This window comes from Gilliamella sp. B14448G11 (assembly GCF_016101765.1).
Taxonomy (GTDB): domain Bacteria; phylum Pseudomonadota; class Gammaproteobacteria; order Enterobacterales; family Orbaceae; genus Gilliamella; species Gilliamella apicola_N.
This window is the reverse complement of record NZ_JACFPX010000002.1, coordinates 123,835-147,083: the sequence shown is the minus strand read 5'-3', so window position 1 is coordinate 147,083 and position 23,249 is coordinate 123,835. Positions and strand designations below refer to the sequence as shown.

The following is a 23,249-nucleotide window of genomic DNA, read 5'->3' as shown; positions in this document are numbered from 1 at the left end:
ATTATGTTACAGTTTTTATTATAAAAAACGTAATCTGTTAGAATCACTCACTTTTTATATGGTCTTAGTTATGTCGCGGCAACCAACATCTCATGATCTAAAAAGTATTTCTACAAGGGTGAATATATTGGCCAATTTTGCTCTTACTCAAAAATTGGTAAATCGATAACTAATTTACTTTGGTAATAGAGCAAAACAATACTTTTAAGTGGAAAGTAATAAAATTACAAGAGATAACAATGACTAAACACAAAGAATTAGTGAAGAAACTTGAAGAAATTTTTCAGATAGATCAGAGCTGAATTTCAGTATTTTTCCCCATGAACCCACCAAATATAGCTTTGATAAATGAGTTACATACTTAGGTATCTTGTACTGTTTTCAGGCTATCCTTTATGTAACTTATTCAGATAAAAAGCAACAAGTGTAGAAGGGAATTCAAGTATTCATGAATTGATAGAGTAAGATAATTAAATATTAGTTAATCCTGTTTGTTACTATTTGCTTAATTAGTGGGTTTGAAAGATAAAAAATATCTCAATACAGGTTCTAATATATATTCAACCAAACATCCATTATAATACATTGATAAAGAATAAAGTTTTAGAAGCTACAATTATATTTCACAAAATTGTCCCAATATTTTATTTTTTGTCCTATTTTTTTGGTATACTAAACACAGCCAAATTAAAAATCTTGGGGATGGTCGCAGTGAAAAAGAAAAATGTATTAAATTTGATCAAATATCATGTGGAAAAAAATGAGAATTCCTTTAGAAACGAAGCGATAGAGATTGCGCGTTACTTTGATAATATCAATGATCATCAACTTGCTGAATATATTATGGGGCTAATTGCTGCCACCAATCTTTATGTACCACAAGCAAATGATTTTGAAAGTAAACTGTTAAAATTAATTAATCTCAAAACGGTTGAACCATTACATTTACCGATAGAAGTTACAAATGATATTAAAGGTATTATTAATGCTATTAACCATCGAGTTGGCATTAATAAATTTTTATTTGAAGGTCTCCCTGGTACTGGTAAAACTGAAGCAACAAAACAAATAGCCAGACTATTAAATAGAACTCTTTATTATGTCGATTTTGATAATTTAATTGATAGTAAATTGGGACAAACGAATAAAAATATTACTAATTTATTTATTGAAATTAATAATATTCCTTATCCAGAAAAAACTATTATTTTATTTGATGAAATTGATGTTATTGCTCTAGATCGCATAAATAGCAATGATGTTCGTGAAATGGGTCGAGTAACTTCGGCTATTTTAAGAGAATTGGATCGATTAACAGATTTAAATAAAGAAATTGTCATTATAGCAACTACTAACTTATATAAGAACTTCGATAAAGCACTGTCTCGACGCTTTGATGCTATCATTAACTTTAATCGATATAGCAAAGATGATTTAATTGAAGTTGCAGAATACTACTTATCTGACTTTGCCAAAAATTTTAAACATATTGGAAGAGATGCACGTTTATTTAAAAAAATACTGAATATTACAAATAAGCTTCCTTCTGCAGGTGAACTAAAAAATATCATCAAAACAGCTATAGCATTTAGTGATGAAAATAACAGCTATGAATATTTAAGGCGACTATATAATAGTATCAATGGAAATATTGAACAAACATCACTTGAACAATTGTATGAACAAGGATTTACTGTAAGAGAAATTGAAAAGCTTACAGGTGAAGCTAAAAGTTCTGTGGCAAGAAAGCTCAATGAGGAAAATAAGTAATGGTGAATAATGTTTTGGAATTACATGGAAATCAATTTGGGCAATCTCCAAAATTAAAAAGCTTTCAAGGAATAAGCATGAATGGTCACATTCAGGTTACTTACAGCCATATATGTAGATTAAAAAATAAAATTGAACAAATCAGAGATTTTTGGGTACATGAAACAACACCATTTGATGGTATTCTGATTAGTGTGCACTATAATAAAATCGTAGCTAAAAGTAATCGAATTGCAGGATTATTTCAAGGGAAAAAATCCAATTTTGCTATTGTTGGAGCTAAATTTAATAAAAATAAAACCAAACATATTATTACCTATTTTTTAACTATTCAAGATTTAGAAAAAAGTATTAAATTACTAAGCAAAACAGGAGAAGTTCTAAACGAAGAACTACAAGGAGTAATTAATAAAGCTATTTTTGAACATAAAAAAACAATAGACAGTATCACATACGAAAAATATAAAATCAGTAAATCTCTTTTCAAACAAGTGATTGCAGATATATCTTATATTGATGATTTTGACATAGAAGAGGCATCAGAACAGATAACGCAAAGCCTTGTTACACTCTACGATACAAAAACAGACACAAAGGAACTTCTCAACAAATTAGGGATCTCTATTTTATCCAGTCGGATTTTAGATAATCACACGGTATTTCTAGATGAAAATCAATTAGACATTTTACTCAAAAAAGCACCTTATCTTGTTTCAATGGCAACAGCAGATTTATCACAGCTATCGCCTGAAGAATTTATTCAACTACATCAAAAAAATATAACTAGACTTCCAGAACCAACGATAGAACCGACTATTGGCGTTATAGATACATTATTTGCTAGTTCCGTTTACTTTCAAAATTGGGTTGAATATTACGATATGGTAGATCCTAATATTCATAGGAATAATGAGGATTATAAGCATGGAACAGCGGTATCCTCAATTATTGTTGATGGGCCAGCTCTCAATCCATGGTTAGATGACGGATGTGGTCGATTTAAAGTGAGACATTTTGGAGTTGCCACCAAATCACAATTTTCTTCATTTACTATTATTAAGCAAATTAAAGAAATCGTTGCTAAAAACAAAGATATTAAAGTATGGAATCTTTCATTAGGTAGTAATCAAGAGATCAATGATAACTTTATTTCAGCAGAAGCGGCAATATTAGACCAAATTCAATATGAAAATGATGTGATTTTTGTTATAGCAGGCACCAATAAACCTAACAACAATATTAATAAAATCGGATCTCCTGCTGATTCGATTAATAGCATAGTGGTTAATTCTGTTACTCGGGAAAGAATATCAGCGAGCTATACCCGAAAAGGAATTGCGCTCTCCTTTTTCGCTAAACCCGATGTTAGTTATTATGGCGGGAGCCGTGAACAATTTATTCATGTTTGTGAGCCACTAGGTGGGGCCGAAGTCGCAGGAACATCTTATGCTGCTCCTTGGATTGCTCGTAAACTCGCCTACCTTATTAATATTTTACAACTCAAGAGAGAGATAGCCAAAGCGCTCATTATTGATGCAGCAAAAGGTTGGAATCGTAACCCGACACCACATGAAATCTCCTTATATGGACACGGTATTGTTCCTATCAAAATTGATGACATTATCAAAACAAATGAAGATGAAATTAAATTTTTAATTTCTGACGTAAGTGAAAAATGGAATACTTACAATTATCGTTTTCCAGTACCAATAGTAAATGACAAATATCCCTATATTGCACGAGCAACAATGTGCTATTTCCCTAAGTGCAATCGAACACAAGGTGTTGATTATACCAATACAGAATTAAACCTCCATTTTGGCAGAATGAATGATAAAGGTAAAATTTACGAGATCAATGGCGATACACAAAACCGAGATACAGACGATAAAAGCTACCTGTTCGAATCAGAGGCCAGAAATAATTTTAGAAAATGGGATAATGTAAAATATATTGCTGAAGTGCCCAAAGAAAATAATAAACCTAAAATATCATACAAAAACAATAAAAATTGGGGAATGGAAATTAAAACAAATAACCGTTTAGATCCTAAAGATGGTGAGTACATTCGCTTTGGTGTAGTTGTTACACTAAAAGAGATTAATGGCATAAACCGAATTGAAGAATTTATTAGAAATTGTGAATTAAATGGCTGGTTTGTCAATAAACTTAATATTGATGTTAAAATGGATATTCATCAAATATTGAATGAAGATATAGAATTTGAATAATTACAATGTTTTCCTCGTTGCTAATTGTTTAATAATAAATCGTAATAATAAATAATCCCAGTTTTTAGCTGGGTAATTATATATTAGCTTATTTAAACCAATATTTGATTTGATAAAAACCCAGCCTTCAACAGAATAATAATTCTTACCAAGGAAGTAGGCAAATTATACTTAGCTAAATAGATCATACTAGCTCAACAAATATATTAAAAAGCGATATTGATTGCATAAAGCTCGTTTAGGTGCTTTAGGTGCTCCTAAGCTTAGTGCACGATGTCTGTATCAAGTTTCAAAAAGAATAGTAATCCAAGTATTTCGGAAGTAACTAAATAAAGCAGCACATAACCTCATCAAGTATAAAACTGTTATAAAGACTCAACATAATTCGGTTAACCAGACAATGCAAGCCAAACAGAACTAATATTGCTTGCGTAACCGATATCACTTATATTTAAACCAGTGAAGGTTGGTTATATCTGTGTATGATTATTGATATGTATGAACAACATGTGATTGGTGGGCAAACCAGTTATAATTATCCCATTGTTAGTACATAAACCAAGTAGAAAAGCATGCCATTTGTTTCGTGTTTCTAAATTCAATTATTATTATATTATTTAATGCTTAATGCGGTTTTTATATGTTATATATTCTAACTGTTCTTCCATTATTTTTTTACTTGTCATAAATTTTGAAATAAATAATAATCTAATTTATCTAAAATATAGAAAACTAAAAAAATTAATGAGATTATAATTACTGCATCAATATTAGGAATATTTTTTATAATCAAGATAGCTGTTATGTAATCGACAATATATCGTTTGTTAATTTTATTAAAAGATAGCCTTTTATTGTATATTCTGATAATTTTATCGTAGTTTTTATTTAAACGAATATGAAAATTATGAAAGGATTTTGACTGTCGAAAAATTGAATCGGTTCTAAAAAAACACCTTCAATTCATTATGTCAGTACTCACATCAACAAGAAAACTCTTTCTCTGTTTATAAACAAAATTCATATTAGAATAACATATTACAATCCTATGTTCATAGAATGAAGAAATTTTTTATAATTACATAAAATAAATTTTCCTAGATAATCTAAGTATTAATTTTAAGTTCAATTAACAAACTCAATAAAAAATAAAACTTAAATATTCCCTATCCCCACTACGGATACAAACACGGATACATTCCCCAACCTCAATTCCTCCAACCCAATAATACCAATGTTTTAAGCAGTATCTTCGATTCCGCGTCCGGGCACCAATTCCAAAAAAAGACACCAGCTTAAAGCTGTTTTTTTATGTCTAAAGCTTTTTCAAAGAGTTTTCTTTGTTAACCGATGTCAGCTGAGATTACTCTATATCAAGTGCAAAATCGGATACAAACCCAGATACAAATATCTTATTGAGTCATGATAAATTATTTTATAACAATAGGTTAAAATTTATTATCTATACCGTATACGGGAATAGATAAAATAAAGTATCTCTTAATATAGAAAACTTCTTTTAAAAATCAGGGATCTTTTCAGCTTGTTTTGCAAGACCATTAAAAATTGCATCACTGATATGTAAAGGGTTATGGTTTGGTAATTGAGATTTGATCTGAGAAATAACACTAGGCATGAGCGATTTAAACTCAATAAACATTTCTCTGACCAGATTTTCATCTAGTCCAACGTGTTTACCCATCGTAATAAAATGTTGATGGTTACAATAAAGTCCATTTACAATGAATTATAATTAACCTATAAAATACTTAGTAAATTTTTAAATTCATGGAATGTATAAGCTTTTAATAATTGTTTTGTCATGGCTTTATCATCAATTAAATTTAATATTAGATCATATAAATTATCTGTAATTTCATTATCAGTTTTCGATATTGCAAGTAAAAATATAAAATTACATTTTTTATCTTTCTCCCATTGTATCCCATTCGGAAATATAGCTACTGATACTCTTGATCTGTTTGCAATCATTGTCATAGAATGAGGTATAGCAATGACATCATTAATCAATGTTGTCTGTAAGCTCTCTCTTTCTAACACACTAGACACAAAATCCGCTGAGACAATATTTTGTTTTTCTAGATCAACTGCCATTTTTACTAATAAGTCTTTTTTAGATAATTTATCAGTGTCAAAGTAATAAAAATTTTCAGGATTAAAAAGTTGCATAACGTTATTATTAATTTGATCATCGGTTAGATAATATTTTAAATCATCAATTGCTTTATCTATATTTGACATATCAATGTAAATAGTGGGAGTATTTTCTTGAGTAAATGGAAGTGTGGTAATTGTTAGATCTATGTCACTTATCTTTGATAATTGAAATTCAGCATAGGAGTATGTTTTTTTTATATTAAATTTATTTGGGAATTTTTTATTTATTTTTGATTCTATAATTTTACTCATCGCAAAGCCACCACCACAGACGATAATCACATTAAGCTGTTGAGTTTTTGCTTTATGTCTTTCAATAGCGCCAGCTATGTGTAGTGCTATATATCCGACTTCATCTTCAGAAAAAAAGATATTGTATTTTTTACCAATTACGCCTAGATGGGTTAAACTTAAACTATAGGCAAATGGGAAAGAATTTATTATTGTACTGAGTATTGGATTTTTTCTTTCTTTATCTATTGAACTAATTTTAATAAAATTCTCAATATGGTTAACTAAATCTTCAAATAAGATCTTATCTTTAGTCCAATTAAGATTAGATGTCTCATATATTGATGTTAATAATTCATCAACGATGATCGACGATTCAGATGGGTGATTTTTAGGGTTTTTGATTAATCTAGGTACATTAATGGATAAAGTTAGAATAAAATAGTTGATTTCATTAATGGGTAATGTGATTGAGAATGAGTTTTCTATTTCCTTAAGAAATAAATATATTGCATCTAATGCATGATCCATTAACTTTGGAACTTCAATGGATATTTCATTAATTGTTAATCCTTCTTTTACTCTAGCTATCGCCAATGCAATAGTCGATATTATATTTTTATGATAAAAATCAGAGTCTAATAATTGTAGAGAATATAAGTGTTTTGATTCTAATGTTTTTAATAAATCTAAATCAATATTTGTCAAAAACAACTTTTCTAAGTCCGTGAATCCAACCAAATAAGATTGTAAATCGTTAATCAAAAATAAATCTAATATAGCTTTTCGTTTATCGTATTCTGTGCCAATAACTTTAAATCCAGTATTTGTATTATTAATTAGTTTTAAATTATAGTTTGATAATGTTTTACGTATATTTTTCAAGTACATATATAATGTATTTTTGCTTATACATAAATGTTCCATTAATTCATAAACGGAATAATATTTTTGCTCATTCAATAATAAAGCGAATAAATAATTCTGACGTTCTTTTAAAGAGCCTAATAAACTATAGCCTTCAGTTTTATTAAAATTACCCCACCAGTCGATGATTTTTTTTTCATCTTCACAATCTAAGATATAACCTTTTTGCCTTATTAATTTTATTTTGGCATTTTTATCAATTAAATAATCATTTAGGTTGGAAATGTCCGTGCGAATAGTTCGTTCAGACACATTAATTGTGGACGCAATATCTTTAATTAATATGGGCTCTTTTTTAAGTAAAAAAAAATCAAATAAATCATCTAACCGTTGGTACGAAAATTTACTCATAGTAATAAGAGGCCTCATTTAAAAAATCACTACCAATATGATATTACTTCTAGAAAAAAAGATAGTACATTAATTTTCCAAAATAAAATGAAAATGTATGGATATGCTTTTTTATAACATCTCTTATTATATTAATTAATCCATTTTATTTAATTAAAGGTACTAAAGTAATGAATCTTTCAGAAAATAATATTTTTTTAAATTTAAACGTAGAAAGTAGAGATGAGTTATTTGATTTTTTATCAAGTAATGCTTTTAAGCATAATTACGTCAATGATATTAAAAAAACTATGGAAGCATTTATCGATAGAGAAAAAGAATCATCGACAGGATTGATTGATGGGTTTGCAATTCCTCATGCAAAAGATGACTCTGTCATTACTCCAACTGTATTTTTTGCAAAATTAGCTAAACCAATAGAATGGGAAACATTTGATGAGAGTAATGTTCAATATGTTTTTGCTTTATTCGTACCTAAAAATGAGGCTGGCACTACCCATATTATGATGATAAGTAAACTAGCTACTGCTTTAATGGAAGATGATTTTAAAAATGAAATAAAAGCTTCAACAGATATAAATAAAATTATATCACTAATCAGTAAGGAAATGACAAGAGGGGTATTAGTATGAAAATTGTTGGTATTTCAGCCTGCCCAGCAGGACTTGCGCACACACCTATGGCTGCTAAAGCATTAGAGAATGCAGGTAAAAAATTAGGTTATGATGTAAAAATTGAGCAACAAGGATCTTTAGGGCAAGTTAATAAAATTTCACAAGCTGAAGTTGATGAAGCTGATTTTGTTTTATTAGCAACAGATCAAAAAGTAATAGATATGGATAGATTTAAAGATAAGCCTCAATTAAAAGTTAGTATTGCCACTTGTATTAAGGCTCCTGAAGCAGTTTTAAAAAAATGTGTGAATATCATAGAAAGTAGAAAATAACTAAATAAGAGAAAATTAATATGAAAAAAATAATGTTTGAGTTGAAAGGACATTTGATGAGTGGCATTAGTTTTGTTCTACCATTAATTATCGGATCTTCTTTAGTAATTGCTATTCCCAAAATGATAGCATTATCTATGGGTATTACTAGTCTAGATATTTTTAAAGATAGTTCTGGTTTTGAGCACTCTCTTTATTTGATAGAACAAGTGGGTTGGGTAGGTATAGCATTAATAAATACAGTATTAGCTGGTTTTATTGCATATTCTATTGGTGATAAGGCTGCAATTGGCGCTGGATTTATTGGTGGAGCTGTTGCTAGTTCAACTAATGCTGGATTTTTAGGTGCGGTGATTGCTGGATTTTTAGCTGGCTATTTAGTTAAATGGGCAAAAAATAAAATTCATCTACCAGCATCATTTTCAGGCGTAATGCCACTGGTTATTCTACCTTTAATTGCTACTTTATCTGTAGCTATCATTATGGGAGCTGTTTTATCTGAACCACTAGCTTTAATTAACACAGGATTAGTTAATTGGATCAGAAGTATGATAGCGAATGATGTCAGCCAATTATTATTAGCTATTATTCTTGGGGGAATGATCGCTTCTGATTTAGGTGGCCCAATTAATAAAGCTGCATGGATGGCAGGAAATGTGTTATTAATTGAACAGATTTATATGCCAGCAATCATGGTTAATATTGCTATTTGTGCTGTTCCTATGGGATATGCTTTTGCAACGTTATTCCATAAGAAAAAATTTAATGATGAATTATTAGATGCAGGCCGGAATAATTTTGTGATGGGATTTATTGGTATTACCGAAGGTGCAATACCATTTACTTTAGTACAGCCATTAAAGTTAGTACCAATTAATATTATTGGTGGATCTATAGCATCTGGTTTAGGTGTTTTATTAGGGATGTTTGATAAGATGCCACCTGTTGGCGGTGTTTATGGTTTCTTTACTGTCGGAAATGGCTGGGCATATTTAGTAGGTCTATTTGTTGGTGCTGCTTTCATCGGTTTTTTTGCGCCATTGTTTGTTAACTTTAAAAGAGATGATGAGCAAGAATTAATAGATATTGATGATATTGAGATCAGCATTGAAAATTAAACTTAATTTAAATTAAATAGGCCAAGATAATGAAAAAAGTACATGTAGTTCCGCATACTCATTGGGATAGAGAGTGGTATTTCACAACTAGTCGCTCTAAAGTATATTTGATGCATGATTTTAAAAGAGTCATTGAATTATTAGAAGATGAAAATGGATATGATTCATTTTTATTAGATGGTCAAGCATCTCTTTTAGATGATTATCTCAAATGGAGACCGCAAGATAAACATAGAATAGAATCACTAGTAAAAAAAGGTAAGTTAATTATAGGTCCTTGGTATACTCAAACAGATCAGTTAGTGATATCTGGTGAAAGTATTATCAGAAATATGCAATATGGTATAAGAATTTGTAGTGAATTTGGTGGATATATGCCAGTTGGTTATGTTCCAGATTCATTTGGTCAATCATCAAGCATGCCTCAAATTTACTTAGAATTCGGCATTAAAGATACAATGTTTTGGCGCGGAGTTAGTGATGATGAAGTCAAAAAAACAGAATATAGATGGAAAGGAGAAGATGGTTCAATTGTAAATGTATTCCAAATTCCTAGTGGTTATTACATTGGCGGAGCTATTCCTGAGGATTCGCAAGAACTAGCAACTTATTTGAAACAAGATCCTTTTAGAAAAACATGGGCAAGAAGTTCAACTAATCATGTTTTTTTCCCTAATGGATTTGATCAAGCTCCACCAAGAGAAAATCTATTAGAATTAATAGCTAGAATGAATGAATTATATAAAGATGAGTTTGAATTAGAAATATCTACTATAGAAAACTATATAAATGCTATAAAAAAAGAAAACCCGGACTTAGAAGAAATTAGTGGTGAGTTAATTAATGGAAAATTAATGAGAATTCATAAAACTATTTTTTCTTCGAGATCAGATTTAAAACAGTTAAATACACAAACTCAAAACTATCTTGTTAATATAATGGAACCTATTTTAAGTATTTCTATGTCATTAGGTTTCGAATATCCAGTAGAAACAGTTCGTGAAATATGGAAATTGATGTTTGAAAATGCTGCGCATGATTCGATAGGTTCGTGTGTATCTGATTCTGCTAATGAAGATATTTATATGCGCTACAAACAAATTAGGGATATTTCGGAGAATTTGATAGAGCTTACAATGAGAAATATATCGATGAGAATTGATAATTTTTCTGGTAAAGAAATCACTCTAACTGTATTTAATACTTTTAATAAATCTAGAAGTGGAATTATTGAAGCAGATGTTTATTTACCACAAGAAGATTTTAGAATATTAGATCAGCAAGGTATGGAGATTCCCTATACAATTTTAGAATTAGTAGATCAGACACAATATGTTCTTAATCAAGGAAATATTCTTAACCCAAGTAAAAAAATATATATTCCTGAGAAAGTATATAAAGCAAAAATTGCGTTAGAATCATCTAATCTACCTGGCTTAGGTTATAACCAACTAACGCTAGATTTGAATGGCAGTACACATAAAAAAATCAAACAAAAATCTACTAATGTAATTGAAAATACTTACTATACAATTACTGTTAATAAGAATGGTTCTTTAGACATATTAGATAAAAAATCAAATGTAACCTATAAAAATCAAGCTATTATAGAAGATAATGGTGATGATGGGGATTCTTTTAATTATTCACCTCCGGTTAACGATTTAGTTGTTTATTCTACAGATTTTTCACCTACGATAACGATAAAAGAATCAGATATCGTTAGTATGGTTTGTATAGATTTTGAAATGTTAGTACCTAAAAATCTACAAGAAAGATCACAAAGAAAATGTACAACTTTATTACCAATCACATTAAATTTAACCATTAAAAAAGATTCTCCTGTAATTGATTTTTCATTACAAGTAGATAATACATTAGTTGATAGCCATCGAGTATGTGTATCTTTTGATACAAGTATTGCATCTAAATTTTCAACGGCAGATCATCAATTTGGCGTAATAAAAAGACCGGTTCTATTTGAAAAAGAAATGAGCTTATGGGAGCAAAATAAAAACTCTTGGAGTGAGCAACCTATAGCAATCGAAACTTGTCAAACTTTTGTAACTTTATCTGATGAAAATAAAGGGGTTGCAGTCGTACCCAAAGGTGTTCGAGAATATGAAATCATTGGCGATAATTACAGTATTATCCGATTAACTATATTTAGAACATATGGTTTTATGGGAAAAGAGAATTTAATGTACAGACCAGGACGAGCTTCTGGTGAAACAACTATTAAAACTCCTAATGCCCAATGCCATAAATATATGACATATTCGTTTTCGGTTTTTTATTATTCTGAATCATTTAACTCTTCAAATGTTGCGGAATTAGCAAAACAGATATTATCACCAGTTCAAGTTTACCAAATAGCAGATTTTTTAAACTCAAGATTAATATTTACATTATCAGATGTAGATAAAACACTTCCTGTTACTTTTAGTATGCTGGAAACCAGCGGAGATTTAATTTTAAGTGTTATAAAGAAAGCTGAAGAGAGACCGGGTTATATTTTAAGGTTTTATAATGGTAAATATAAACAGATTAGTCATTCAACAATTAAGTTTAAGCATAAAATTAAACTAGCTGAAAAAGTTAATCTTCAAGAACATTGCTTAGATAATATAGATATATTTAATAATAGTATTGATATTAAAGGTATTGAGCACGCTAAGTTTGTTACGATTTATATCGAATTTGAAAATGAATTAACTAATTAATAAAGCGAATAAAATTTAGCCAACACGGATGATGTTGGCTAAATTATTTATAGATATATTATCTAAAATAATATGAATCATAATAAGTTTATTTATGATATTGAATTTATTTTGAAGAGGTTCAAAAATGAATTTATTTGGTAGTATTGAGGCTGGTGGAACGAAATTCCTCTGCGCAGTAGGAAATGAGAAAAATGAGATAATTACGAGTGAAGTTATCCCAACCACAACATATGAACAAACAATTAAACAAGTTAATCACTTTTTCAGTGTGAGTAGAGTTTCATCAATTGCAATCGGCAGTTTCGGTCCTATTGATAATAATAAGAATAGTGATAAATACGGATATATTTTAAATACACCTAAACAAGGATGGTCTAATGTTGATTTAGTTTCTCCTATTCAAAAAGAATTAGATATTCCTGTATTTTTTACAACAGATGTTAATTCAAGTGCTTACGGAGAAATGTATTTAAATTCATGTGATAATTTGATTTATTACACAATAGGGACGGGAGTTGGGGGTAGTGTTATTCAAAATGGCCAATTTATAGGTGGCGTAGGGCACCTAGAAATGGGACATCAAATGGTAAAAAAACATCTGTTAGATCAGGATTTTAATGGAGTTTGCCCATTTCACCATGATTGCTTAGAGGGATTGGCATCAGGACCAAGTATTGAAGCTAGAACAGGTATTAAGGGTGAAAATATAACCAGTGATTCATATGTATGGGATGTGCAAGCTTTTTATATAGCTCAAGCAATTTTCAATGCAACATTAATAATACGACCTAAAATGATTATTCTTGGTGGTGGTGTAATGTATCAAGATCATATGCTAGGTAGAGTTAAAGCACACTTTAAACTGCTCATGAATAATTATATTACAATTGAAAATTTGGATGAATATATAAAAACACCATCTATAGAAAATAATGGTAGTGCAACAATTGGTAATTTTTTACTGGCCAAAAAATTACTTTCTTAAATCAACATTATTTTTTAAATGTACACACATTATATTTAATCGTAATTTAAAAAAATTGTAGTTTATTTATGTGATTACATAATACTTTAATCGGAGATCGAGTAATGGAATATTATAAACTATTTGTCGCTTTATGCTGTTTATCCAGTTTTCCTACGTTTGCACAAATTGAGTAGCAAACTAGCCAAGGTGATTTGAAATTATATGGTGATGTCGAATTCAATATCGATGCAGCAAGTAAAAAACATAGTTTAACTTCATTAAAAACAACGGCAGATAGTAATGCTAATCGTGATAAACGTTGGGACATTAATGGTCGCGTACTCATCGGTTTAGATGGGGCTATGGAGCAACAATGAGTTTTAATACCGCGGGCAATTGGAATCAATCACCAGATAATCTAGTAATTAACGTGAGCACAGCTTACCTTGATGCTAATCAAGAAAAAGATTTTTCAGCAGGCGTTAATGCAGTATGGCAACGAATTGGTTTAGGTTATATTTTTGCAGCGAATGATATTAAACAATACAAACCAACGACTTCAACCGATAATTTAGACAGTGCAGATAGTTTAGGTAAAGATAAATATAAATATAAATATAAATATAAGATTCATACTGTTAATGTATCATATTTGATTCCCAATGTAATGGATATGGATAACTTTAATATCTATCTAGGAGGTACATACTGGTCGCATTTATCTCGTGATGAGAATCAAGGTGGTGGCTCTGATAATCGTTATGGTGCGCACGTAAGATTTAAATATTTCTTCTAACTATCTAATCTAATTAATTTAATATTTTTATCCTAGCTCGCTAGAGCAGGATAGAAATATTAAATCATTTCAAAATTAGAGTTTTTTACTTATTATATTATTTTAGACATTAATTGATTTAATACTTTTATTTATATAATAACACTTTGAAAAGATAGTGATTCATTTGTATGTTTAGCCGTTAAAAATATTTAAACTCAAGCAAGTTGACTTATGGATATAAAAGTGGATACAAATAGTTTTTATTTGAATTAAAGTTATTTAATATCAATAAATTAGAATTTTATTTCGATTTCGGGTACGGGTACCAATTCCGAAAAAAGACACCAGCTTAAAGCTGGTTTTTTTATGTCTAAGGTTTTTTAGATAATTCTTTAAACTTATTTCACTACTTTCCCTAGTTCAACTAAAATCACCCTAAATCAAGAGAAAAAAGAATACATTCAGTTCAATAATGACGTGTATTCATAAAATGACTTTAGAGTTTTTATTTACAATAATTTATAGAGAATTGCTCATTTTTTATTTCAACTATTAAAAAATATTAAATAATTACAAGATAAATCAAGCGTATGGTTGAATATAACAATCTGTAAAGTGACAAACTAAATTAATCCAGATGCGTATTTTTGTATCATATATTTAATGTGAGCTCTGAATATTAATTTATAAATAGATATCAACAATACACAAAAAGAAAGCGCCGTCTGCATCAAGTATTATTTCGGCAAAAATAGGACTAGTCAGACAAGTCATAACAAAAAGGCTTAATTGCAAGCTATAATCTGAAGCTCGATGCTTATATCGAGCAAAATACATTATTAAGCTAAACATAAGAGAAGACATTTCCCCTTTGATTGCTATAGCAACTAAGAAAATATTAGCAATAATCCATATTATATTTAGCTTAACTAACCTCATTAATGTTAAAGTAATAAGTATCAATAATGTATAAAATAAATAAGCAGGAATAGAGTTATCTATACCTAAATATTAAGCAAGCTTTTCCACTTAAAAAACCGAAAAAGACCTAATTATTCTACTCTGTCACTAACAATCCAAGCTACGTTTTGTGCCTCTACGCCTAAATCGATGAGTATGAGTTTAAGATATAACCAGATAGCACCAATTAAATGAAAACTACTCATCTGCAAACAAATCCAAAATTTTGATTTTGGTTGTCGAAAATAACTGACCAAATCCGTTATTACCGAGCATTTATAAGACTAATGCAACAATTCATTATTATATTTATCTTCTTTTAGTAAAAATATAAGTTATAAACCAAATAATAGGCTAATGACCATTATCGCTCCTCAATGCTCTTGAATGATTAATATCCAACTATTGCTACTAATCACACCGATAAACGTAACCTTGGAATGGATACTTCCGATACACATTTGTTCTGCTCAAGGAAACTATTTCACCGCCAACGCATAGAAAGGTATATCACCTAATCTAGTAATTATTTGAATCATATAGATGAAAGATTTAGTAACAATTATGATGGAAATTCGTCCCAAAAAAGTATTTTGTTTTGACAAAGAAAAATGACTTAGATGTTTTAGTTTATATCCAAATAAAGCTCGCTTAGAGTTTTATTTGAATAATTTATAAATGATTTTTTATTTTATCATCGATAATAGTAAAGATTATTATTAATATTATTTTAATAATATTATGTATTCAAACTGTATTTTTTTTGTTAACCGATATAATATAAAAATAGAGGATCAAATAAAACACTAATTTGATGCTATTTATATTTGTGGGCAAATGAAAAGTGGTAATGGAAGAGGTTAATAGATGAATAGTTTAGAAACTATGTTTAGTGGAAGAGTATACAAAATTCCCAAAAACCAGAGAGGCTATAGCTGGACGAAAAAGGAAATACAAGATCTTTTTAGTGATCTGGAATTAATGGGAAATAAAGCTCATTATTTAGGTACGGTAATATATACAAAAATAAATTCCAAAGATGGTGCCTTTTCTGACGAAATAACTCACATGCCCACATTTCGTTATATATTAGAAGATGGTCAGCAAAGATTAACTACTTTTCTATTAATAATTAATGAATTAAGGAGAAGATTCCTTGAATTAGATCAACGAGAAACCGTTGAATCAGAAAAATTAAAAAGTTTAATTATTTATAGCGACGGCTCGGAAAAGCTAAGAATTGAAAATGAAAATAGAATTTTAAATGAATGTTTTAGCCACTATTTATTAGGTTATCCCTCACTTCCTGCAGAAAAAATTTCTCCGATGCGTTGTTTAGAAAATGCAAAAAATCAAATAGCTGAAATAGTAGATTCAATTCAAACAAGAGAAGAATTAATAAAATTAAGAAATAAAGTATGCCATCAAATTCAAATCATTAGTGTCGATCTTGCTGACGCCAGTATTGATAGATACTTAACATTTGATGCTATAAATTCAAGAGGATTACCTTTATCTGAATTTGATAAAATAAAAAACTTTTGCATCTTAATTTGCGAAAAACGGAATATCCATTTATCTCCTGATGAGAATTGGTTTCGTGCTATATCTAACTTGGAAAAGTTTGGCGTTAGTTCAAGAAATAATGAAAACTCTTTCATTTCAGAGTTATTCTCTATTTATCATGGTTATAGCATTCCAACAAATGAAGCTCATAACAATTTTGTGAATGAATATCGGATCCTTTTAGAAGGAGAGAACACACAAAAGGAAATCAGTTTCAAAGGTTTTATAGAACATTGGGTTAATTATTCGGAGGCTTTTGGTTTTATTAATTCTAAATATAAAGAGAAATTTTACGGACAATTATGTTCAAAGGAAGCTGGTGTTTGGTTAGATCGCTTAGATAATATAGGCTTACAAGGTATTACAAGAAAGATTATTACAACTGCTTATCTATTATATGCTAATACATTAAGCAAAAATGATTTTGAAAATATTTGTCGTGCTTGTGAAATATATACGTTTAGAATGCACGGTTTGCTCCGATATAGAGTAGATAAAAATTCAAAAGCGATTTTAGAGTTAGCTAATCAAATTCTGAAAAACAACAAAAGCACTACTTATATTATTTCTCAAATCGGTTATTTACTAAATGAAAGTGCAAATCTTCCTGATTCAGTTTCTAAATTACTATCGGGTGAATTAAATTATAAATCTGGTATCAATTTAGTATATTACTTTTTATATGAATTAGAAATTGGCCTGTCCTCTCGATCTGTTACGCCGATTCCTTGGGCAAGGGCAGATGAAGATAAAAAGGAATCAATAGAGCATATTTTACCACAATCACATAGAGATGCTGGTTGGTGGGAAAGTCATTGGCCTGATGGATTAAAGGCTGAGCAATATGTTCATCGTTTGGGTAATTTAGTTATAACCAAAGGTAATCAAGAATTGGGCAGAAAACCCATAAAATTAAAATTAGATGATCCTAATGGTTCTTATTCGTTCAACTACAAAAATGCTACAAATTCAGAGAAAGAAATCAAAAATTATACCGATGGTTCGACATGGAAGGAAAGTAATATTTTAAAAAGAGAATTAGATATGATTCACTTTGCGATAGAACGTTGGTCTATACCGTTTGAAAATGATAATGGAATAATTAATATTCCAGAGTCATATAAAGAATTTGTGCCTAACTGTAAAGATTTTAATGTTAATTTTCAAGATGTTTTAAGTTTAGAATCAGAATGTCATTATGATGATAATTCTTATGAAGAAAAGTATTAATAACTAAGAAATGCCAATTGGAGTAATAAATGTCCACAAAAAAAACCATTGATTCTAATTACACTGAAGTCGGTAGCTTGTTTGGATCACCTATACTTTTTGAAGTTCCTATATACCAACGAGGTTATTCATGGGAAAGAGAGCAAGTAATTGAATTTTGTGATGATATTTTCACATGTCTCGATGATATATCTCAACAAAAGAGTGCTGAACATTTTTTTGGTAGTATTGTCTGTATAGAGAAAGCATTCGAAGAAGTGGGTATAACTAAAAAAATTAATATATTGGTTGATGGTCAGCAACGAATTTCAACCTTCGTATTATTCATGTCGATAGTGATTAAATTGTTAAAAGACTATTGTGAAGAATTAAATGAACAAGAAACGCAAGAATCAATACGAAGATCTATTTCATCACTTGAAAATAAATATATTTATTATGCTGAGTATAAAAGTTTAAAAGAAATTAAGCATGACAAGTTATCTTTAAGTAATAAAGATAATAACTATTTTAAAAAATTGATTATATTCGAAGAATCATCAGGGACTGATATTGAATCAAATCGATTACTTTTGAACGCAAGAGATACTATCTTGCGTAAGATTAAAAATAATCTTAGAAAAAAAGACCTAGTAGAAAAAATTAGTTATTTACAAAATTTAGAAGGTATTTTTAATAGTTGCTGTTTTATATTAAAAATCACTACTAACAATAACGCCCAAGCTTATAAACTTTTTCAAATACTTAATGATAGAGGAAGGGCATTATCTGCAATTGATCTATTAAGAGCTAATTCATTAGGACTATTTAATGGGGCTGATAGTAGGGAGTTTGAATTGCAAGAAAAAACAGCAAAGATTTGGGATCTAATAACTAAAGATTCCACAAAGGATCTTGAAAGCTACTTCTTATATTATTATTCTGCACATGAATATAAAAAAGTAAGAAGAATAAATTTATATGAAAAATTTAACATTGCTTTTTTTGAAAATATCTCTAGTAGTGAATTATATAATCGAATAAAACATTTACATGAAAGTATTATTACTCTTAAAAATTTAGAGTTAGGTCTTTGGCCTTATCCAAGAAGTCAGGCTAGCCAATGGGATAAAAATAAATTAAAAAATTTAATCATTAGGTTATTACATACTGATTGCTTACCATTATTATTAGTCGCTCATCAATTATTAGATGAAGGAAAGTTTATTGAAATTCTTGATTGTTTAGAGAAATTCTTTTTTAGATACAAAACTATTTGTCGTTGTAGATTTGAACCTGCAGTAAAAATATACCATGAACAAATTGCTAAAATTAATAGTAATCCTAAAACTTATCAAGTCAAATTTTTGAGAAAGGAACTAAATAAATTACTGGAGGGAACAAAAGATAGTGATTTTATTAATAACATTATGGAATTGGAATATAAAGAATATGAAGAAAAAGAAATAGAAAATGGTAATAAAATTATTAAGTATTTATTAATTAAATTAGAAGAAAATTGGAATTGGATTGAAAAACGAGAAGAAAAAGGAGAAAAAGTAAAGCATAAGTGTATAGATAAATCTAAGACTTTTGATTTTTCACAAATAAGTATCGAACATATTTACCCCCAAAAGCCACTGGATAAAGATAAAGATGATTTATTGGAAAAAGAAAAAAATAAATTAGGAAATTTGACCTTATTATCTCGAGATAATAATTCATATCTAGGCAACAAATCTTTTCCAAACAAGAGAAATATTTATGAGAATTCAAGTTATAAAATGAATATTTATTTAAGTAATCATTTTACCAAGTGGGAAATAAATAGTTACAATTTAAGGACTAAACTTATCGAAAAGTATATCTTGGATATCTTCAGTTTTTGATATTACTTAAACTTTATTCAAACAAAAGCTATATCTTGTTTAAATTAGGTATATAGTATCGGGTTTATATAACCCGTTATCAATTGATAATTAGATTATGAAACGAAAAATTCAACAAAAACTAACAAAGATAAAATTTTATGAAAAAATAAATGATTTTAGTTTGGTGAGTTGTTGCTGTGACATTAAATATTAACTCTTTGTAAATGGTTGCAAAATTATCAAAAAAATTGCGTGGAAGGTTTGAATAGCTAAATTAAACGACCATATAATTCATCTAATGCCAAAACAGGGATATTGAAAACATCATTTTAGACATATGTAAGAGTCGAAATTTAGGTAATAGACGATTTAAAAATAAATTATAATATATCTTTATCAATATACATCAATTAATAATTGTATTTGTGATATTATAAGCTGCTTACAGTTGGTGATACATTAAATTTATTGATTGTGTAATTGAAGAAATACCATTTTCAATTCAACGTATTCAAACAGATATAGACCATGAATTTTTTGCTAAAAAGTAAAAAGAAACAGATACAATTCTGAATTAAATTTACCCCAAATAATTCCGCATTACCTTATTTAAATGGAAATTTTAGTATTCATAACAAATAGTAAAACTGAATTTTATGCTATGATTGATATAAATCATTGGATAGTCAACTAGCCGAATACAAAACTTTTATAATTGATTCAGACCATACTGTGCTCATAATGGGAACCCCTAAAGGAAAAATAGTTTGAATTATATAAAACCTTTTTATTGATAAAGTGTTAAAAGACTATGATTTAGGTAAATAGCGAATTAAAAATGCTAATTATTAACATGATTTAAAGATCACCTGATTGAAAGTACCTATATTAAGTTTTTTCTATCTTTTCCATATTTGGTAAATGTGAAAATTAAAGTAAAAGAAAGAAACGGTGCTGCCAAAAATTGAAGCTAAATACGCCATATCATTAGCATTTAATTTCCAAAAAAGTATATTATTTTTTTGCTAGATCAATGACTAAATCTAGTTCTACACAACACCCTAATTTATATTAATAATAATTAAAGAGATGTTGAAAAACTTATTAAATTCTTATGATTTCTCAAAGCAGCTACACCATCCTCAACATGAGCAGCCCATGCTTTCATCATTTCTTTACTATTTAGTTCTGGATAAGTGAATTTGAGTAGTAATTCAGTAATACCTTCTAATTCTCCAAGCCAAACAGATTTTTCAAGTACTAACAAACCATCTAGTTTTCGTTCATCAATTTGATAACGAAATCCAGATTCAATAGAACGGTAAAAAGCTAAACGAGCAGAAATATTTGGTGTAATCCCCGTCATTGTTTTTAAACGTTTTAATTGCTCTTCCGTTTGACGTGTAAGTTGCATTCTATTTGGTAACATTAGTATACCTCTTTATTTTTATTTAATTCTTTCCAAAAATAACCCTTGGTTATTTCTGAAGAATAAGATTCATTATTGAAGTGTATCTGATAACTATGAGAAATATCATTCTTCAAGTAATCAAAGAAATAATTTTCATCAATCTCAGTATCTGTTGATAAAATAATGACTTGTTCGCTTGCTAATGGGAAATAGTATTTAACTAGCTTATCGCGATGTTTAGAATCTAATCGTCCAAGAGGAGTGTCAATAATAACAGGTAGTTGACGACCTGATGTTTTACCTAGTGCTTCAAGAATAGCAATAGCATAAATCTGTTTTTCACCTGCCGATAAAGATTTACGATTTATAAATTGACCTTTATTGTCAATAAGTTCAATATCAAAAGTGTTTGGATTCACCTTAACTGTTAAGTGATCATGTTCTTTACGATTTAAACGTTTATATGCCGTTAAGAATTTTGATTCCAATACTTTAATTCTAGACTGCGTAAGTAAGACTGTATATTCATCTAAAAGATCAAGACTATTTTTTGCATACTGTATTGAATTATTGGAATTATATTGCAAACGTACTTGATCATGAAGTTTCTGGATTTGTTTCGCTTTATCCAATGCTAAAGCTAACATTTTTTTTGCTTCTTCAATAAGATAATTGTGTTCATTAATTTTATTAATTCTCTCATGATCTAACTGCCTGATTTGAGAGAAAAGCTCCAGCCATTGCTCATCTTCTGGTGCTCGTTGAATATTTAATGAAGCTTGTTCTAAATCATTTTCAACCATGTTCAATTTAGTCAGTAATTCTTGAAAGCTCTTTTTTGATTTTTCAGCATCAATTTGAATCATTTTTTGGTAATGACCCAATTCACGCTCGGAAATATCAAGTAATATTTCACCAGAAGGTTTATCGGCTAAATAATTTTCTAATTGATCTTTAATTGCTTCACTAGCTATTTTAGCCGTCGTTGTTGAGCGAAAAGACATATCCGCCTGTAATTTGCTTAAAAATTGGTTTAGTTCAGTAATGAAACTCCGAGTTCGCTTCAATTCTACTTCTTGTTGTAATTGTTTAAATAAACTAGTTAATGCTTTAGGGGCTAATGATAAAGGGAAAGAATTATCAAATTCTTGGCGAATTACTCTTTCTAGAGTCTCTTTTTCTTTGACAAGTGTATTTACCTTTTCTTTTTCTTGTGATTTAGTTAGGGCAAAAGCTCCTCCTTCAGCTGAAAATAACCGTTCTTTTTTTTGAATATTTTCTGTAATCCCCAATATTTGCACATAAATTGCATGGGCAGATGTTCTCAAATGCTCAGCTTCTTTTAGGTAGGTATTTTTTTCCTGTTCTAATTGATTTAATATTTCTTGATATTTTATATCTAGTGTATTGGTTGTATGCCGTTTTAAATAAATAATTAAATCATTTCGTAATTTTTCTATTAGATCCAATCCAAATAATCGTCGAACAGCTGTTTGTAAAATTTTTCCAGACTCATCTTCGGCTAAGGAAGCAATTTTCTCACCATCAAAAAAGAAAAGATCCGCCACTCCATTAGGGATTAACTCATTGAGAAATCCCTGACATTGTTCATAATTCAATTCTTTTAATAGTTTACCATTTTGTGATAGGAATAATTCATCTTGATGCCCCAATGACCAGCTACGCGTAACAGTAAAATCCGATGTGTACCCAGCTTGATTATAAGTAAAGGTTAGTTCAATAGAGGCAAATTTTTCTGATTCATTGGTTTCTGAGTTTTTATAAATAAGGCTTGAAAGTTGGTCAATATAATTCTGTCTAGTTAAAACACTATCAAAAGCCATTTTTCCATAAAGTGCTAATTGTATTGCTGTAAGAATAGATGTTTTCCCAGAGCCATTTAAACCTCCAAATAAAATTATTGGTTTATTATTATTAGGGTATAATTCAATTTCATGTATACCTTGAAAAACTCGAAAGTTTCGTAAAACTAATTTTTTAATAATCAT

General features: G+C 29.0%; 16 protein-coding genes. 11 read left to right on the top strand and 5 right to left on the bottom strand.

The genetic code is table 11. The features are described 5' to 3' along the window. Window positions 1-711: 711 nt before the first annotated feature. Together H3S88_RS01940 and H3S88_RS01935 are read left to right on the top strand one after the other, a co-directional pair. Window positions 712-1,770 carry an ATP-binding protein gene (locus H3S88_RS01940; protein ID WP_198227308.1) on the top strand — a complete coding sequence of 353 codons (1,059 nt, stop codon included), beginning with the start codon at window positions 712-714 and terminating at the stop codon, window positions 1,768-1,770. A 2-nt stretch (window positions 1,771-1,772) separates the two neighbouring features. Continuing rightward, the gene (locus H3S88_RS01935; RefSeq protein ID WP_366940428.1) at window positions 1,773-4,001 is read left to right on the top strand and encodes a S8 family peptidase; all 2,229 of its coding nucleotides are present in this window, start codon (window positions 1,773-1,775) and stop codon (window positions 3,999-4,001) included. 1,519 nt (window positions 4,002-5,520) lie between these two features. Here H3S88_RS01935 and H3S88_RS01930 read toward each other — a convergent pair. Both H3S88_RS01930 and H3S88_RS01925 read right to left on the bottom strand, forming a co-directional pair. Then, window positions 5,521-5,703, bottom strand: a complete 183-nt coding sequence (locus H3S88_RS01930) for a hypothetical protein (RefSeq protein WP_198227304.1) — start codon at window positions 5,701-5,703, stop codon at window positions 5,521-5,523. A gap of 56 nt (window positions 5,704-5,759) precedes the next feature. Next, a complete protein-coding gene (locus tag H3S88_RS01925) occupies window positions 5,760-7,688 on the bottom strand; it encodes a BglG family transcription antiterminator (RefSeq protein ID WP_198227302.1) in 1,929 nt (642 codons plus the stop codon). A gap of 170 nt (window positions 7,689-7,858) precedes the next feature. Between H3S88_RS01925 and H3S88_RS01920 the strand changes: the two genes are divergently transcribed. The 7 genes from H3S88_RS01920 (at window position 7,859) to H3S88_RS01890 (ending at window position 14,241) form a co-directional block, all read left to right on the top strand. Then, window positions 7,859-8,320 (top strand): PTS sugar transporter subunit IIA, encoded by a 462-nt coding sequence (locus tag H3S88_RS01920; protein ID WP_110455303.1) that lies wholly within the window; start codon window positions 7,859-7,861, stop codon window positions 8,318-8,320. Continuing rightward, the gene (locus H3S88_RS01915) at window positions 8,317-8,634 is read left to right on the top strand and encodes a PTS fructose transporter subunit IIB (protein ID WP_025316764.1); all 318 of its coding nucleotides are present in this window, start codon (window positions 8,317-8,319) and stop codon (window positions 8,632-8,634) included. The genes H3S88_RS01920 and H3S88_RS01915 overlap by 4 nt, the downstream gene beginning before the upstream one ends. Before the next feature lie 20 nt (window positions 8,635-8,654). Further along, the gene (locus tag H3S88_RS01910; RefSeq protein ID WP_065738063.1) at window positions 8,655-9,752 is read left to right on the top strand and encodes a PTS fructose transporter subunit IIC; all 1,098 of its coding nucleotides are present in this window, start codon (window positions 8,655-8,657) and stop codon (window positions 9,750-9,752) included. A gap of 26 nt (window positions 9,753-9,778) precedes the next feature. Then, window positions 9,779-12,475 carry a mannosylglycerate hydrolase gene (mngB, locus tag H3S88_RS01905; RefSeq protein ID WP_370528574.1) on the top strand — a complete coding sequence of 899 codons (2,697 nt, stop codon included), beginning with the start codon at window positions 9,779-9,781 and terminating at the stop codon, window positions 12,473-12,475. Window positions 12,476-12,602: 127 nt separating this feature from the next. Then, a complete protein-coding gene (scrK, locus tag H3S88_RS01900; protein ID WP_198227298.1) occupies window positions 12,603-13,463 on the top strand; it encodes a fructokinase ScrK in 861 nt (286 codons plus the stop codon). A 194-nt stretch (window positions 13,464-13,657) separates the two neighbouring features. Continuing rightward, window positions 13,658-13,822: a carbohydrate porin gene (locus tag H3S88_RS01895; RefSeq protein WP_198227296.1), complete on the top strand. Its 165-nt coding sequence runs from the start codon at window positions 13,658-13,660 to the stop codon at window positions 13,820-13,822. After that, window positions 13,819-14,241, top strand: coding sequence for a carbohydrate porin (locus tag H3S88_RS01890; protein WP_198227294.1), 423 nt, complete (start codon window positions 13,819-13,821; stop codon window positions 14,239-14,241). The genes H3S88_RS01895 and H3S88_RS01890 overlap by 4 nt, the downstream gene beginning before the upstream one ends. 666 nt (window positions 14,242-14,907) lie before the next feature. Here the strand turns inward: H3S88_RS01890 and H3S88_RS01885 are convergent. Beyond that, on the bottom strand, window positions 14,908-15,075 hold the full coding sequence (locus H3S88_RS01885; RefSeq protein ID WP_198227292.1) for a hypothetical protein: 168 nt from the start codon (window positions 15,073-15,075) through the stop codon (window positions 14,908-14,910). Window positions 15,076-16,050: 975 nt separating this feature from the next. On the opposite strand from H3S88_RS01885, the gene H3S88_RS01880 reads away from it, so the two are divergent. Beyond that, on the top strand, window positions 16,051-17,979 hold the full coding sequence (locus H3S88_RS01880) for a DUF262 domain-containing protein (RefSeq protein WP_198227290.1): 1,929 nt from the start codon (window positions 16,051-16,053) through the stop codon (window positions 17,977-17,979). A 29-nt stretch (window positions 17,980-18,008) separates the two neighbouring features. Further along, window positions 18,009-19,847: a DUF262 domain-containing protein gene (locus tag H3S88_RS01875; RefSeq protein ID WP_198227288.1), complete on the top strand. Its 1,839-nt coding sequence runs from the start codon at window positions 18,009-18,011 to the stop codon at window positions 19,845-19,847. A 1,063-nt stretch (window positions 19,848-20,910) separates the two neighbouring features. Here the strand turns inward: H3S88_RS01875 and dndE are convergent. Continuing rightward, on the bottom strand, window positions 20,911-21,258 hold the full coding sequence (gene dndE, locus H3S88_RS01870; RefSeq protein ID WP_198227286.1) for a DNA sulfur modification protein DndE: 348 nt from the start codon (window positions 21,256-21,258) through the stop codon (window positions 20,911-20,913). Beyond that, window positions 21,258-23,249: a DNA sulfur modification protein DndD gene (gene dndD / locus H3S88_RS01865; RefSeq protein WP_198227284.1), complete on the bottom strand. Its 1,992-nt coding sequence runs from the start codon at window positions 23,247-23,249 to the stop codon at window positions 21,258-21,260. Before dndD ends, dndE begins: the two co-directional genes overlap by 1 nt.